Annotated in this window: 11 protein-coding genes and 1 rRNA gene; 6 read left to right on the plus strand and 6 right to left on the minus strand. The window is 56.4% G+C overall.

The window, feature by feature from the left end:
• Positions 1-120 (plus strand): 16S ribosomal RNA (locus Pla52o_RS25170); the annotation flags it as partial.
• Between the two features lie 879 nt (positions 121-999).
• Here Pla52o_RS25170 and Pla52o_RS25175 read toward each other — a convergent pair.
• Complete coding sequence (locus Pla52o_RS25175) at positions 1,000-2,949, minus strand: autotransporter outer membrane beta-barrel domain-containing protein (RefSeq protein WP_197169518.1); 1,950 nt, start codon at positions 2,947-2,949, stop codon at positions 1,000-1,002.
• Between the two features lie 353 nt (positions 2,950-3,302).
• Between Pla52o_RS25175 and Pla52o_RS25180 the strand changes: the two genes are divergently transcribed.
• On the plus strand, positions 3,303-4,028 hold the full coding sequence (locus Pla52o_RS25180) for a platelet-activating factor acetylhydrolase IB subunit (protein WP_146597410.1): 726 nt from the start codon (positions 3,303-3,305) through the stop codon (positions 4,026-4,028).
• A 17-nt stretch (positions 4,029-4,045) separates the two neighbouring features.
• Here Pla52o_RS25180 and Pla52o_RS25185 read toward each other — a convergent pair whose 3' ends face one another.
• Together Pla52o_RS25185 and Pla52o_RS25190 are read right to left on the minus strand one after the other, a co-directional pair.
• Entirely contained in the window at positions 4,046-4,435 is a 390-nt protein-coding gene (locus tag Pla52o_RS25185) for a CoA-binding protein (protein ID WP_146597411.1), read from the minus strand.
• Between the two features lie 28 nt (positions 4,436-4,463).
• On the minus strand, positions 4,464-5,354 hold the full coding sequence (locus tag Pla52o_RS25190; RefSeq protein WP_231612648.1) for an endonuclease/exonuclease/phosphatase family protein: 891 nt from the start codon (positions 5,352-5,354) through the stop codon (positions 4,464-4,466).
• Positions 5,355-5,576: 222 nt separating this feature from the next.
• On the opposite strand from Pla52o_RS25190, the gene Pla52o_RS25195 reads away from it, so the two are divergent.
• Together Pla52o_RS25195 and ylqF are read left to right on the plus strand one after the other, a co-directional pair.
• Complete coding sequence (locus tag Pla52o_RS25195) at positions 5,577-6,143, plus strand: hypothetical protein (RefSeq protein ID WP_146597413.1); 567 nt, start codon at positions 5,577-5,579, stop codon at positions 6,141-6,143.
• Positions 6,144-6,580: 437 nt separating this feature from the next.
• Entirely contained in the window at positions 6,581-7,537 is a 957-nt protein-coding gene (gene ylqF, locus Pla52o_RS25200) for a ribosome biogenesis GTPase YlqF (RefSeq protein ID WP_146597414.1), read from the plus strand.
• A gap of 170 nt (positions 7,538-7,707) precedes the next feature.
• On the opposite strand, the gene Pla52o_RS25205 is transcribed toward ylqF, so the two are convergent.
• Positions 7,708-9,015 carry a DUF3472 domain-containing protein gene (locus Pla52o_RS25205; RefSeq protein ID WP_231612649.1) on the minus strand — a complete coding sequence of 436 codons (1,308 nt, stop codon included), beginning with the start codon at positions 9,013-9,015 and terminating at the stop codon, positions 7,708-7,710.
• A gap of 279 nt (positions 9,016-9,294) precedes the next feature.
• Positions 9,295-9,942, minus strand: a complete 648-nt coding sequence (locus tag Pla52o_RS25210; RefSeq protein WP_146597415.1) for a hypothetical protein — start codon at positions 9,940-9,942, stop codon at positions 9,295-9,297.
• 428 nt (positions 9,943-10,370) lie between these two features.
• On the opposite strand from Pla52o_RS25210, the gene Pla52o_RS25215 reads away from it, so the two are divergent.
• Positions 10,371-11,990, plus strand: coding sequence for an L-fucose/L-arabinose isomerase family protein (locus tag Pla52o_RS25215; RefSeq protein ID WP_146597416.1), 1,620 nt, complete (start codon positions 10,371-10,373; stop codon positions 11,988-11,990).
• Between the two features lie 22 nt (positions 11,991-12,012).
• Here Pla52o_RS25215 and Pla52o_RS25220 read toward each other — a convergent pair whose 3' ends face one another.
• Positions 12,013-14,055: an ATP-dependent DNA helicase gene (locus tag Pla52o_RS25220; RefSeq protein WP_146597417.1), complete on the minus strand. Its 2,043-nt coding sequence runs from the start codon at positions 14,053-14,055 to the stop codon at positions 12,013-12,015.
• A 312-nt stretch (positions 14,056-14,367) separates the two neighbouring features.
• Between Pla52o_RS25220 and Pla52o_RS25225 the strand changes: the two genes are divergently transcribed.
• Positions 14,368-15,486, plus strand: a complete 1,119-nt coding sequence (locus tag Pla52o_RS25225) for a hypothetical protein (protein WP_146597418.1) — start codon at positions 14,368-14,370, stop codon at positions 15,484-15,486.
• The last annotated feature ends 5 nt before the right edge of the window (positions 15,487-15,491 follow it).

A 15,491-nucleotide genomic window follows, 5' to 3' on the forward strand; every position in this document is an offset into this window, starting at 1 on the left:
AGGGCCCGAAGTCACCAAGCTAACCCGCAAGGGAGGCAGGTGCCGAAGGTCAGCTCGACAATTGGGACTAAGTCGTAACAAGGTAGCCGTAGGGGAACCTGCGGCTGGATCACCTCCTTTCTAAGGAATTTAGAAATGGATGGGATTGGTTTACTAATCTCATCTAATTTGTGAAAATGCCCTTTCAACCACTCAACAGAAATCAGATCTTCGGATCTGTGTCATCACCAAATATCAAACGAAGACCCACTCAGGCCCGTCGCCAGCCTGAGTGGGTTTTTTCGTGCGCGCACCGAATCGCTGTTCCATAACATCGCTGTTCCATAGCGTTTCATTCGTGGGCGGCGCGCTGCTAGGCAGGATTTTGCATCCGATCAAGCAAAAATGCACTAACCGTTTATTCAACTGCGTGTTACGCATTTTGAATGATGTTCACAGTCAAAATCATAACCCGACGCCTAAGCGAGGGATTTTTTGATAGGTCCGTCGCGTACGCGCTTTGAAGTTTCGATTTCTTGGGTAACCCGACGCGTAAGCGAGTGAAGATCGCTTTTGACGCGGTCCCTCGCTTACGCGTCGAGTTATGATTTCCCAGGAAAACCGACAAAAGCGCAACTTCAATACTGACGCATGTCGCGATGTAGGGCCTGGTCTCCACCGGCCAGTTTGTAATGGGCCGGTGGGAACCGGCCCTGCGACCTATCTGAAAGAAGCTCTCGAAGTTTTCGATTGGATCGTTGCGGCCGAGAATCAATTCAAAACCAAATCGATGAAATTTTCATCCTCATTTTCGGTGATAAACTCGAATCCATCGGGATCGCAACATCGTTGCAATTCAGCGGGACGCTCACCCCACGGCGGCTCGCACAGGCTTGGAAAAAATATCCTGGAACAATCTGGGAAATTTGCCAGTTTTTTGGCTTCGATCGAGGCGGATTCGCGTGTTGAAAACCAACGACTCGGCGGATGGCCTGCCTCTGCAGTGCGTTTGATTGGCGATCAAAGGATCCAGCGGATTCCGGCCAGCAACGAATTGTAGAAGGAATCGCGGTTGGCTTGCCCTACATAGGCGACCGAGAACTGGCCGCCGAACAAATGCCCCATGTCGACTTGGACCCGTGCAAATCCAAAATCGCTACCCGCTTGAACACCGCGGTCGGTGAGCGATTCGGTCGGCGTGCCATCGTTAGCGATTGCGGAAACAAAGGCCTCCGATTCGTCCAAATACTCATGCATCCATCCGAACCGAATGCGAGTCGTTGCGATGCCCAGGGGTGTGAGACCCGATTGGGCTAAAGAAAGCCCCAGAGCGCTGCGAAGCGAATCTCCGGCACCTCCCTCGTTGATCAAGGCAAACGTGGTGTCACCCGTCTCGCGAATCGAATCGAGCTCCACTCGGGTCGAGTGCAGGGCAACGTACGGCGTCCACAGCATGGCGAGTCCGGGCACGAGGGTCCCCAATTCCACATACCCATACTGGGCGGAACCATCAAACGAACTTTCCGCAAACGGCGAGTCCGTCAGCGCGGACAACGAGCGGCGAACTTCATAATTTTGAATTCCCGCACCCGCCGCGCCCAGCACATAAAACCGCGGGCCAACGTATTCAACCGCCCCTCCCATTCGATACGAATCGATGTCGGCATGCTGATCGACACCGTGTATGTCGAGATTTGCGGTGGCTAAATGGGCAAAGGTGTGGGCGCTCAGCCCGTTGTTGCCCGCCACGCCCGCACCGAGCTCCATCCCTCCGATCCGATGTCGGTAACCGAGGGTTTCGTATTCATCTGCGTCCACTTCCCCCGTGACTCCATACACGCGTGCCCAAGGTGCCCGCTCCAGCGTGTCGGAGTCGAAACCAAACTGCATCGCGATCCGGTCGCGGACCGATTCGACGTTGTTTTGAATGTGGTGGATCTCGGCTCCGATCAAGGAGGGATAAATGGAACCTGACAATTGATCAATCGCCATCACCGCTTGATCCGTGGTGCCGTTTCGCAGGGCATCCGCTGCATTCTTAGCCTCGATCGACGGCGAAGGCGTTGGCGTGTCCGCACGCACTCGATCGAGCAGCGCGGCGGCGGCCGTTTGGTTGCTGCCCGACACCACGTCGGTGAAGTTCATGCCATTGTCTTGGATCAGAAATGTGAATTCACCCGAAACCGACGCGTCCGTGATGGCCTGCAAAAACGGTTGATTAGGCAGCGCAAACGTGTCGCTCTGGTTTTCGAACCCTCCCACAATCGGGGTTGTCGATTCGAATACCTTGAAGTTATCGCCTAGCTTGAATTGCCCACCAATAAAATTGGGCGTCAATGTCGCATCGGTCACCGTCAGAGTTCCGTCCACGTCGATCAAGTCGCTGGAAGTGGAACTCGAGGAAATATCCAGCTCGACATTCGAATCGGTCAGATCTAAATCACCGGTGACCTTGAATGTGCCGATGCTGCCGGGCGTCGCCGCGGCCCCTGGAGCCAGCGTTCCCGCAACCATCAAGTTTCCCGTTACGGCTCTCGCACCAAACACGGTGGTTCCAGTGGGAGCATCGAGATCCGTATCCACCGATGGAGCCCCCGACGTTTCGAGAACTAAGGTGCCCGGGTCGATCATGCTGCTAGCGGCATACCTCAGCGGGCCGAAGCCATTTCGATCAAGGGTGATGGGCGAGGCTACTGGATTGTCGAAGGTCACCCCACTAGCGATCGTTGGCAGATTGCTGAGCAAGATAATCGTGGACGGCGAGGCGCCTGGGATATCGAAAACGATCCGGTCTCCCTCGGCGGCATTGCCAATTGCCGCGCGCAGTGATCCGGCGCCGGAATCGGCCGTGTTGGTCACCGTGACATCGGTCGCAGAGGCGTGGTGAGCCAACATCGATACAGCGAGCAGAGCTGACAAGACGCGGCGTTTGTAAAATCGCATCAACAGGGACATCGAAATTCGTTTCATGTTGCGTGGCTTGCCTCGATCCATGGGGGACACACGAACCCTACCAAAATGACATCGGCCCACGATCCTTGCGATCCTTGCAACAAATCCAATCCTCACAACAGACACGTCGCTCACAGCTGGATTAATCCCGATTAGCGTCAAAGCTTGCCACCCGGGCGAGGGCGAGGGCGAGGGCGAGGGCGAGGGGGAAGTTGTTGGAGGCGACTCGCCGCGCCCCGGCACGCGTCCCGCCTCGAATCAGCAATACTCGCTCGGTGTGGCGGTCCGTCCTGATTCCCTACCCGCTGCTTGGCAATTAAGATGGGGGCTTCGTGTCCCATTACAATCCATCAACGCTAGAGAACCCCACCATGCTTTTGCGTCTTCGATCCCTGATCGCTTCGCTTGTTGTCGTCGCCGTCCTCACGACCACGGCCTCCGCACAGCAAACCGCCACCGTTCATGATGCCATCAAACCGGTCCCTCGCGCGGGAGGCTGGATGAAACGTCACGAGGCGATGAACACCCGCGTCAAACAAGGCAACGTGGACCTGGTCTTCATTGGCGATTCAATCACCCAAGGCTGGGAAGGGGCGGGTAAAAACGTCTGGGCCAAATACTATGGCGAGCGCAACGCCGTGAATCTTGGCATCGGCGGTGACCGGACTCAGCACGTGATCTGGCGTTTGGATAATGGCAATCTCGAAGGAATCGCCCCCAAGGCTGCCGTGATCATGATCGGCACCAATAATTCGGGTGGCAACTCACCCGAAGAAATTGCCGAAGGAGTGACAGCAATCGTTCGTCAACTGCAGCAGAAAACGCCCCAAACCAAGATTCTTTTGCTGGGAACGTTCCCACGCGGCGCGGATCCCTCGGACGCACGACGTCAAGTGAACGAGCGGAGCAATGCGATCGTGGCGGAGTTGGCCTCCGACGATAACGTCACATACCTGGACATCGGCGATAACTTCCTTGGTGACCAAGGAACACTATCGAAGGAAATCATGCCCGACTTGTTGCATTTGAGCGAACAGGGCTACACGATTTGGGCCGAGTCGATCGAGCCCACCTTGACCAAGATGTTGGCCGAGTAAGCACAATTTGGTCTCAATCAGCCTCGAGCGAGCAGCACCAGCACGCAGCTGCCGTCATCAATGACATTCAACCCGGCGTCGCGAGCCGCTTGGCTCGCTTGGGCATCCTCCGCCCCCGGTTGCATCCAAATATGTTTCACGCCCGCGGCGATCGCATCGGCGACGACGCGGCGAGTCACCTGCGGCGGCGTGATCACCGAGAGCGCTTCGGGAACGATCGGTAGCTCCGCGATCGTGGGGTAGGCCGCATGCCCTTCGATCTCTTCGCTGATCGGGTTTAGCGGGTAGGTTTCACGCTCCGAAGCCAGTAGCGCGCGAAAGACCTTGTTGCCGTACTTATGCTGCCGCGCCGACGCACCGGCGACCGCATACGTTTTTGCGGCAAGAAATGATTCGATTGGATCCATGATTTGTTGCACATCCGGAACGATGGTTTCAGTGGGAAAGTTGGAACGTAGCAAGTTGCGGCAGGTGATCGCTGAGTGCGAATGATGCCTCGTTGTCATTCTCCAACCGGAACGGGGATGTGAACAACGGTTTGGATTCCGCAATGCGATCAGCGATCGGCCCCGCAGCAAAGACATAGTCGATGCGGCGCATGGGAGTGTCGGACTTAAACGTCAAACCATCCCCCTGGCCAACTCGCTCAAACGTATCAACCAAACCAGCGTCGATCCACGCCTGGTACTCCGCCGTGTCTGGGGCGTGGTTCAGGTCGCCCATCAACAACAGGTCTCGCCCCGCATCGAGATCGGGCTTCATCGACTCTAGCATGGCGTTGATTTCGCGAATGCGAACCCCCGGATCTGCCCCCGGCATCAGGTGCGCCGAATGCACGATCAACTCGCTGCCATCAGGGCGCCGCAGGGTGGCACGCCCCCAATGCCGCGTGAACAGATCTTGGGGACGCGTGCCGCCCGCGACCGGCGCGTTCGCCGAATCGATGATCTCCCAGCGGGAAAGCAGCGTGCCGGGCCAATTGCCGCCACTTGGAAAACGGATCACGTGCCTATTTAATTTCTCCGCTATCGCCGTCGTAATCGACTCGCTTGGCGATTCGGAAAAGACAACGACATCTGCATTCAGCGGAGACAACGCAGCGGCGAATCGCTCGGGCATCTCCCCAGCCGCTTTGGCATCCATCGCCCCGCGGCGTTGCGAGGGCCACCCCCTGCATTGATAGACATTGTAGGCAATCACGGTGAGATCGTCGGCGGATGATTCTTCTGCGACCGCTGCGGGGACGATCGCTTCGGGGACAGAGAACGCGGCGACGGCCAACGTTCCCGTTGCCGCGTGGAGCCATCTTCGACGTGACAAATGCATATTAAGATTCCGGTGACACCATGGAGTGATAGCAAGGGTGATGCGTGAATGAAACATTGTAACCGCTTCACGGGCGGAGGGATCACAGCAAAACCGTTTCTTCTCGTGACAAACCAACGAGCCACGAGCCGCCAAAGGAAATTAGCATTGGGCGTGCCCGCGTGTTAGGATCACGGTATCCACCGTGTTACCAGCTCCCCACAAAATAAAGGTAGCAACACCATGGTCCCGCTATCCAAACCGATTTATCGCTATTGTGTGGACCAGAAAGACGTGATCGTTTGCATCAACGACTGGTGGCTCGCGTTCGCAAAAGAAAACCACTCAGCCGAACTCAACGAACTGACGGTCGTGGGTAAGTCCCTCTGGGAATTCATCGTCGACGAACCCACGCGAACGCTGTACAAGGAGATTCACAACTGGGTGCGTATGTCTGGGACTCCGATCACGATCCCCTTTCGCTGCGACTCACCGGTTCTTCAGCGTTACATGCAATTGACGATCAACCGAGCGGCCAACGGCGGATTGCGGTATGAAAGCGCTCTGATTCGCGCCCTGCCTCAACGTCACCTCTCGGTCTTTGAGCCTAGTCAGCCGCGGACGAAGGCCTTTCTGACCATGTGCAGTTTTTGCAAACGAACTCTGATCGAGCCCTCGGGATGGTTAGAGATGGAAAACATTGCGATCAAGTTGCAAATGTATGAAACGCAAACCGTTCCGGGATTGCATTACACGGTGTGCCCCGAGTGCGCAAGTCAGTTTCAGCAGGAGCAATTACAACCGAATTGACTCCTGGCAACCCCGGTTCGTGGATCGACGGTGAATTGATTTCCGTACGCGGCAAGACGCAAGCCAAACCTATATTCCCCATCCAAACCGCTTCGTAGTCCCGCAACTGCGAGCGTGATTTTGCCTTCGCGGCACGTCGAAGCGATACCGATTCGCCGCATGCCCCCGACCGATTGGGGACACAATTGATGGGGGGGAAACGCGATCAAATTCGTGAAAAGGTCGCTAATGAAGCCAAACGGGGGTTAGCAGGGTGAGGTTGACCGGTGAAACTAAGCGTGGTGCGGAGAATTCGTGTCAGCTTGCAACGAGGGCGAGACATCCCGTCTCGCTCCGCGGCACCTTCGCCAGCGAAGGGGTATGCCCCGTGCTTGACCGCCGATGCCCACCCCCAAACATTCAAGTTCGCTCCTCTTTCTCGATTCACCGACAATCTTATGTCAATTCAGTGGTTCCCAGGACACATGCACAAAGCTCGGCTTGAAATGCAAGCGGGGCTTCCCAAAGTGGACGTGGTCATCGAAGTCTTGGATGCGCGGATTCCGTACTCAAGCGAGAATCCCATGCTGGCCGAACTGCGTGGCGACAAGCCTTGTTTAAAGGTTTTGGCGAAGAGCGACCTTGCCGATGACGCCATGACCGCGACTTGGCAAGCCTACTTCGAGCAAACCGTCGGTGTCCGTGCCCAGGCGGTCACCAGCGAAGACGTTCCCACGATCATGAAACTCAAACACATCGCGGCTCGCATGGTGCCCCACCGTGAAGGCAAGACGATCGACGCCATGATCGTGGGCATTCCTAACGTTGGCAAATCGACCATCATCAATTATTTGGCGGGCCGAAAGATTGCTAAGACCGGAAACACGCCGGCGATCACCAAGCAACAACAACGGGTCCACATTGGCGACAGCGTCACGCTGGTCGACACCCCCGGGGTGCTTTGGCCTAACGTTCACAATGTGGATAGCGGCTACCGTTTGGCCCTGATCGGCTCCATCAAAGAGACCGCAATCGATTACGCCGACATTGGTTTCTTTGCCGCTCGCTACATGGCAGCGCACTACCCCGAGCGTCTGAGCGAGCGTTTCGATTTGCCTTCGATTCCAGCAACCGATCTGGAGCTGATCGAAGCGATCGGCCGCAAGCGAGGTTGTCTGGGCAAGGGCAATCTTGTGGACATCGATCGCGCCTCGCGGATCCTGGTCCTTGAACTGAGATCGGGGGGACTCGGTCGTTTCACCCTCGAAACTCCGGAAATGATGGAGCGTGAGAAAGCGAGAACCGTTGCCGACGTCGCCGCCAAAGCGGAAGCGTCCCAGGCGAACGATGCCAAACGCAAGAAGCGATTCCGCGATCAGCAACGGGCCAAACGAAAATCACGCGAGATGAACTGAACTGCAACTCGGAGCCGCATCGTCGGCGCCGCCCCCCGGTTGCACTAGAGCATTTTCAATTTCGATATCGCTCGTGTCGCCCTTGCGGTGGACCGCGCTCTTGCGAACGCAGCTACGGCTGAAGTCCTACGTCAATTTTAAAATTGCTCTAAGGAAACCACTCGCGACAATCAACCGCGAGGGAGCGAGTCAAAATCAATCGCGGGGCGCTCGTCGGCGGATGATTTACGCGTAAACGTTTCGCCGGGTTTGCCGGTTTGGCGGATGAACCCACCGTTATGCAGATAGAAATGCTCGCCTTCAACCCCGCCGGCAAAATCGAGTCGATGGCGTCCGCCCCCGGTCGGATCAACCGAAAACCGAGCTGTGGTGCATGAATACCACCGCGTGTCGACGCCACGTACCCTTACGTTGCCATACAGAACTCGCTGCTGGAGATGTCCCATCACAGGGTTGAAGTTTTCCAGAAAGGAATGAAAGCCACTCAGGTGAGTGTTGGTCTTCGGTCGCTCGAAGCTGGCAATCAGACGCCAGGAATCGTTTGCTCGTTCGCCGAACCAAGACGTATAGATCGTGTTTCCTTTTCCATCAGGGCGCACCTCCGTGAGAAACCGGTACGTACGCCCGGCTTGCCACGGATAAACCAAATAACTTTGGCCGCCCGATCCTTCGTTGCCGAACTCGCCGATGTGCACGCCGGGACCTTTGGCCAAGGCTTTGATTTGCTGGTCTTCGGGAATGTCTTGGGGATTGTCGGTCTTGAACGGACTCCAAACCGAGAACAGCACGCGTCGCTCCTCGGGACCGTTGACCTGGATCCCGAAGTATCCCTGAGCGAAGCCGTTGGCCATAAAGTAAGAGCCGATGGGGTCTTGCCCCTGCGGCACGGTGAGTTCGCTGTACGCGTATTGTAGATCGGTTTGCGGCGGGACTTCGTAGCGAAGATGGACCGACGGCCCGCGACGCCCCCAATAAAACAGATTGCCATCGTTGCTCTTCACGTAATCGAGCGTCATCCCCTCGGTGTGCGACGAAACGAGCATCTGATCGATTTGAGCGTAGCTTTGGCCTTCTCGTTTGACGCCTTGAATGTCGACGCGGACGTAGCCGCTTTGGACCACTTCGAACCGTCCCACTTGATGGGGCTGCAACTCGCTGCCCTCGATGGTAGTCGTATGAACGGTTTGACCGACGGTGGTCGTAATGCTCGAGCGACCTTGCGGGACGCGAGCCGTGAACGAAAGCTCAATCACGGCCGCACGATCGATGTGAACGAAAACGGAATAGACCTCTTGGGGATCGCTCCAGACGACCGAACCATCGCGTTGGAATCCACCATTGCCGGGGGCCGGAGCAGTACGATAGGCGTTTCCGGCCAGCGGAATTGCCCAAACGGCCGCGTCAAGTGCCTCTGCATTGGTGCCACGGACGCCCAGTACCACCGCAAACATCATGATCGAAAGAATGCAGTGTTTCATGGTTGGGATGCGCGAGGAACTTTCACGAGTGCAGCAGAAGACGGCAAACGTTGCTTGCTTCACTTTGACACCAACCGCGCGTTGTCGTGGGCGATTAAAAAGTGGGTATTGCCCCCGGATTTGCTTGTACGACTTTAATTCCAAGGGCTTCGTCAGCATAGCGAGTAAGCCGCGATGAAGGGGGTGCACCGAACCAAGTCGGTTCCAACGAAACATGGCCCGCACCGTTTCGATGCGGGCCATGGACATGTCATGCCATTGGGCTTGCGGAATAGGGCATTAGAAACGGATCGTGAATCGGGAGCTGCCGCCCCCAATTGTGATGCCACGACTGCGTCCATGATGCTCACCGGCGTGTTGATCATGATGCCCTCGAGCGTGCCCAAAGCCACTGCTGTGAGGACGCGCGCCGTACCCGCTCCAGTACGGGGTCCCGATTACCGGGCGAGCGGAAGTGTAGGGTTGGACCGAGTACCGCGGCGTTCGCAACGACCGTAGGTCCGCTTGCAAATGATGAATGTTGTCTTCAATCGAATGCAACAACCTCTTCACGTGTGCAGTGTTGCCGTGAATATGGCCACGCCCGCGGGCCGAGCGTCGCTCGATCTGATCAATCAGCGACTCCAAATGATGAAACTGAGCATCGAGCTTGGCCAAATCGGACTCCAAATGTGCAAGGCTGCCGCGATGGTGGGCGACTTCATGCATGTGATCTGCTAATTCCGACATCTCGCGAGCGTCTGCAACCAAGTGCGAGTACTCCGGTGTATGGCGGTAATGGCGACTCTCGCTGAGGATCTGCTTCGCTTGCCGATCGATTTGCAGCGCCAATTGATCCACGTGATGGTAGGTATCGGCTGAGGCTGATGTAGAAAACGCCACGATGACCAATCCGCATGCCGCAAGAGTTTGGAAAAGAGTTGTCATTTTGAATTCCTTCATGGAGGGGGTGCAGCCAACTGACGAGCGGCTTTCGAAAAAACTTTATCGCAGCTATCGTGCCAAACGAGTTTCACATCCAGAAAACACCGATAAACGCGTGTTTTTACGGTGTTTCACATGCATCGCTTGCAATGAAGCTGGAAACGCGAGCGCCATCACATCGACACCACGTGTCGCCACGAGTGTAGTCGTAGTGTTGGCGCACGACTCCGTCTTGCTCGAGGGGGCGCTTCCATTATCCAAGAGAGTGGATTCCTGAGGTGCTGGGGATCCATCCCTGCTGGTTTGCTTGAAATCCATCATCGTCGCTGCGAAATATCAGCGTCGCGTCGTCGTTGTTACGCATTCGCAGTTGGGTAGAATATCGCCAAAATTCGAGACATCACGCGCAACTAAAATCATCAGGTCCGGCCATGAACGCATCGCAATCCTCCCGCACTCCGATCACCTTGGTGGCCTCGGGAGACCTTCGCCAATCGGCCAATCAAGTTTGCTGGGCTGCGCAAGCGGAAATGGAAACACGACTCATCGCTGCGGTCGAGCAATTGGGGCATTCGGTGGTGCGTGGACACCAATTTGATCCCGACCGCGGACATGGTTTCATCGCGTCGCAGCGTGAGGGGATCGAAATTTTCAAGACTCTCGATCCTGAGACGCCGCTGATCGTTGCCGAGGCCGTTTGGCAGTACTCGCATCATCTGCTGGCCGGTTTGATGTCTCATCGCGGCCCCATTTTGACGGTCGCCAATTGGTCGGGCCAATGGCCCGGTTTAGTGGGACTGTTGAACTTGAACGGTTCACTCACCAAGGCAGGCATCCGATACGACTCCCTGTGGAGCGAAACGTTTTCCGATGAAGCGTTTCTTACCAACCTCAAACGCTGGCTCGACGGCGCCGGGGTGTCTCACGACACCTCGCATGCCGCTCCGTTTGATGCCGCCGATGTCCCCGAACAAGCCCGGCACGTCGGCGAACAGATCGCCACGGAACTGCGGCAAAACAAAGCGATCCTCGGCGTGTTTGATGAAGGGTGCATGGGCATGTTCAATGCGATCATTCCCGATTCGCTTTTGAATCCCTTGGGCGTCTTTAAAGAGCGGCTGAGCCAATCGGCGCTCTATTTCGAAACTCGACAAACGACTGACCGCGAGGCACAACAAGTGCGTGATTGGTTGGACGCGAAAGGGATGAAGTTCCACACGGGGTCGAATCACGACACCGACCTCACCGACGCCCAAATTTTGGACCAGTGCCGAATGTACATTGCGGCGATGCGGATCGCAGACGATTTTGGTTGCGATGCGATCGGGATTCAGTACCAACAAGGATTGAAGGATTTATTGCCCGCGAGTGATCTCGTCGAAGGGATGCTAAACGACTCGGTGCGTCCGCCAGTGATGTCGCGTGACGGATCACGTGAACTGTTCGCCGGCCGCCCGTTGCCGCATTTCAATGAAGTCGATGAGTGCGCGGGGCTCGATGGCTTGCTCACCGATCGAGTTCATCGGGCGCTTGGCCAACCGGTTGAGAACACGCTGCACGATTTGCGTTGGTCCGATCGCGACGCCAGCGGCACGGTCGATGACGAGGTTTGGGTCTTGGAAATCAGCGGCGCGGTTCCCGCGTCGCATTTCGAGAACGGTTGGGCCGATGCAGAAGGGTTCCGTCAACCGCCGATGTATTTCCCGTCCGGCGGCAGCACGATTCGTGGCATCTCTCGCCCCGGCGAAGTGGTTTGGTCGCGAGTGTACGTTGCAGACGGACGATTGAAAATGGATCTCGGCCGCGCATCATCGATCGCGTTGCCGATCGATGAGACTCAGCGGCGTTGGGATGCAACGACGCCTCAGTGGCCGATCATGCACGCGGTGCTGCACGGGGTATCGCGAGATCAAATGATGGCGAGGCACAAGGCGAATCATATCCAAGTCGCTTACGCCCATTCCGCAGCCGATGCCGATACGGCGATGAAAGCCAAGGCGGTTGCAGCCCAATCGCTGGGAATGGAAGTGTCGTTATGCGGCGTGAAGTAGGTAACGTGAAATAGGCGGTTGCCTACTGCGTTTTCGCGGACGTAATGGTGACCGGCATCTCGGGCAGCGCTTGCAAGAACGCGCGCCCGTAGGGCTTGCTTTCCAAGCGTGGATCCAACACCACGACCATCCCTTTGTCTTGCTGGGTCCGGATCAAGCGTCCGAAGCCTTGCCGGAACTTGATGATCGCTTCGGGCAATTGGTAGTCGTTAAACGGATTGCGCCCGCCCGCTCGAATCGCTTCCAATTTGGCTTCCAACAGCGGATGGTCGGGCACGGAAAACGGCAATTTGGTGATGATCACATTGGTCAGCGCTTCGCCGGGAACATCGACTCCCTGCCAAAAACTATCGGTGCCAAAGAGCACTCCTTTGGGGTTTCGGCGAAAGGCGTCCAACAATTGCGTTCGGTTTTGAGTTCCCGCTTGGCTGTAGAGCAGCAGGTCGTTTTCGGCCAACCAAGGCGTCAACGCCGTTGCACAACGCTTTAACAAATCGTAGCTGGTGAACAACACAAACGCGTGACCGTCGGAGTGGCGGACGAAGCGTTTGATTTGCGCCGGAATTGCTTTCTCGAATTCGGCCCGTTCTTTGGACGGGTCAGGCAACCCGCGAACGACGACAAGTTTTGCTTGTTCTTTATAATCAAACGGGCTGCCGACGCGCAACGACAATCCGCCCGTCAAGCCGATCCGCGAGCGATAGAAGTTGAATTTGTCGTCGTTGCCGGTGGCCAATGTAGCGCTGGTCATCACCACACTGCGAATCATTTTGCTTTGAAAGAGGTGTTCGCGCAGTGTCGCTCCGACATCGATGGGCGAAGCGGCCAAGGTGACGCGGTCGAGACCGCGGCGTGAACCGCTACGTTCGAGCCAATAGACCGCGCCGTCCAGGTCGTGATTGACCCATTGTCGTAGTCCTCCGGCGAGCGCCATCATGCGATCATGGGCCGATTCAAAATCCTTTTTCTCGGATTCATCCTTCTGGCCCTCCGCTTGTTGCAACAGGGCTTGCGCCAATGCTTCCATCGGTTGGCTGGCACGGTTATCAACCACACCGGGATGCATCACGCGACCGTTACGGGTACCAGAGTTTTCCCACCAATCGAGAATGTCGGCGAACAGGTTCGTCGCGGCAAAGCGGCAGCGTTCGAGTTGTTTCTGCAGCCCCATTAAATTCTTTTCGACCAGCAACCCTTTTTGCGTGCGGTCGTTGTAGAGTTTGTCGAACAAGTAATCAAATTGGCCGCTGGTCAAACGGATACCAAGATGGTCGCCGGCGACCGCTTCGATCGTGTGACATTCGTCGAGGATCACCGCGTCATAGTCGGGCAGAATCGAAACGCCCTGCTGCCGCAGTGCCAAGTCGCTAAAGAACATGGCGTGATTGACGACCATCAATTCCGCATTGGCCGCGCGTCGACGTGCTTTGAAGTAGAAGCAGTCTTTGAAGTGGGGACATTTGCGGCCGAGACAGTTGCCGGTATCACTCTTCATTTCGTCCCAAACCGCAGAGTCGGGACGATTCGGTAGTGTCGAGAGCGAACCATCGTTGGTCACTTCGGCCCATTTCATGACGCCACGAACTTGTTCGTATTGAATTTCGTTGGCTAACAGCGACGTCATTTTCGCCGCCGCGCGATTCATCCGCCGCAGCGACAAATAGTTCGAGCGGCCTTTGACCAGCACCGAGGAAAATTCGCGAGCAATCACGCTGTTGAGTAGCGGAATGTCTTTGTTGATCAGTTGTTCTTGCAAACTGATCGTGTGCGTTGAAATCAGGATCCGTCGTTTACGTCCAGTTTCGTTTTCGTCTTCGACATCCTGTATCGGCTTTTCGGGTTCCCCTTGGTTTTCGGTGGCGTACAAAATCGCGGGCACAAGATACGCAAAACTTTTGCCGGTGCCCGTCCCCGCTTCAGCGATCAAATGTTGCTCGCTGCGAAGGGCCTTTTCGACGTCGCGTGCCATCGCCAATTGTTCAGGTCGTGGCGTGAAATTCTTGAGACGCCGAGAAATGCTGCCGTCCGCACCCAGGATCGAATCGGATTGGAGGTTCTCTGACAACGAAGCAGGTCACTTGGGATGAGGAATGGGGGAGTGGTTACCGGTCGGTTGTGCGCGCGACGGCCGTCTCAACCGCTGCCGGATCTCCAACCGTCAACGTATCAAAATAGCAGTCGAGGGAAGTTTCGGCGAGCGCCAACAATCCAGTTTAGCTGGCCGTTGCTTGAGCGTCTTCGGCTGCCGATGGCGAATTCAAAGTCGGTCCCGACTTTTACGAAACGTCGGAAAACATGCCCGCACGGTTGCATCGCGACACGGGAGTCCTTGTAATGAGCCAGTCTTATGCTTTGTTCCGATTGCGTCGAGTGAGTTATGAGCCTGCATCGTCAACCCTGCCCCGCGTGTGGCCGCGAACTTGAATTGCCCGCTGATGCGATCGGGCGATTGGCGAAATGCCCGGCTTGCAACGCGACTTTTCGGACCGGTGAGACAGCGGGTGATCACAACGACACCACCCCCGCTGCGGCGCCGCCTGTACCACCGGGCCCCAATCCCCCGCTCGCATCGGACGATAACGAACATCCCTTTCAGGCTCCGATATCGAAATCGAGTGAAACGACGGGATACTCCGGTGGCAAAACGGTCAATCCGTACCAGGCGACTTCCTTTGCCGAGGCCCCAGTGACGCGGATGGGCGAAATTGAAATTGTCCAGCGTCCGATCGAAGACATTGTCTCTCCCACGCTCGCCATCTTCACAGCACGTTGGTCGCCGTTGATCTTGGCGACGTTGATCATTTTGGGGGTCCTATTAGCGTTAATCGGGATCCCGTTCTTGCTTATCTCGGTTGCGGTCAACGCAATCGGTGACGCCATGGCGGGCCTTGCGATTCTGCTGTTGCTACCCGTCCTGATTCTGGTTAGCTGCTACACCACGGTCGGATTTACACGGGTTTCGCTGGCGGTCGCTCGTAATGAACCGTCGCCGTTGTCTCTGCTTTTACCTCCGATGAATCTAGTGCTGCGTTTTATTGGGGGCATGCTGGTTTTGTTACTGGGGTTGGGGTTGGTTAGTTTGCTGGGGGGCGCGGTCATTGTGGGCGTGGCTTTGATCGATGGTGCCGAACCGCTCGTCGCCATCTTGATGATCCTCGCATCGATTGCGGGATTTGCCTTGACCCTGGTCGCTCAGTGGTTGCTTTGGCCTTGGATTTTTGTCGTCAGCGATGGGAAGGCCTCCGCACTCGAATCGCTTCGCATCGGTTGCAAGATCACCTTGAGCAACAAATTGACCTCGGCGTTGGTCGTCATCATTGCAACGGTCTTGTCGATGGCAGGCTCGGCGGCCTGTTACGTCGGCCAACTCGTGACCACCCCCTTGACCATGCTGTTGTTTGCGGTGGGATACTTGTTGCTGACCCGCCAAGCGATCGACAATCCCAAAGCGACAACGCCCTACCTACCACCCACGAATCCCCCCCCAGCCCATTAAGTTTG

It is taken from the genome of Novipirellula galeiformis (genome assembly GCF_007860095.1).
Classification (GTDB): Bacteria; Planctomycetota; Planctomycetia; order Pirellulales; family Pirellulaceae; genus Novipirellula; species Novipirellula galeiformis.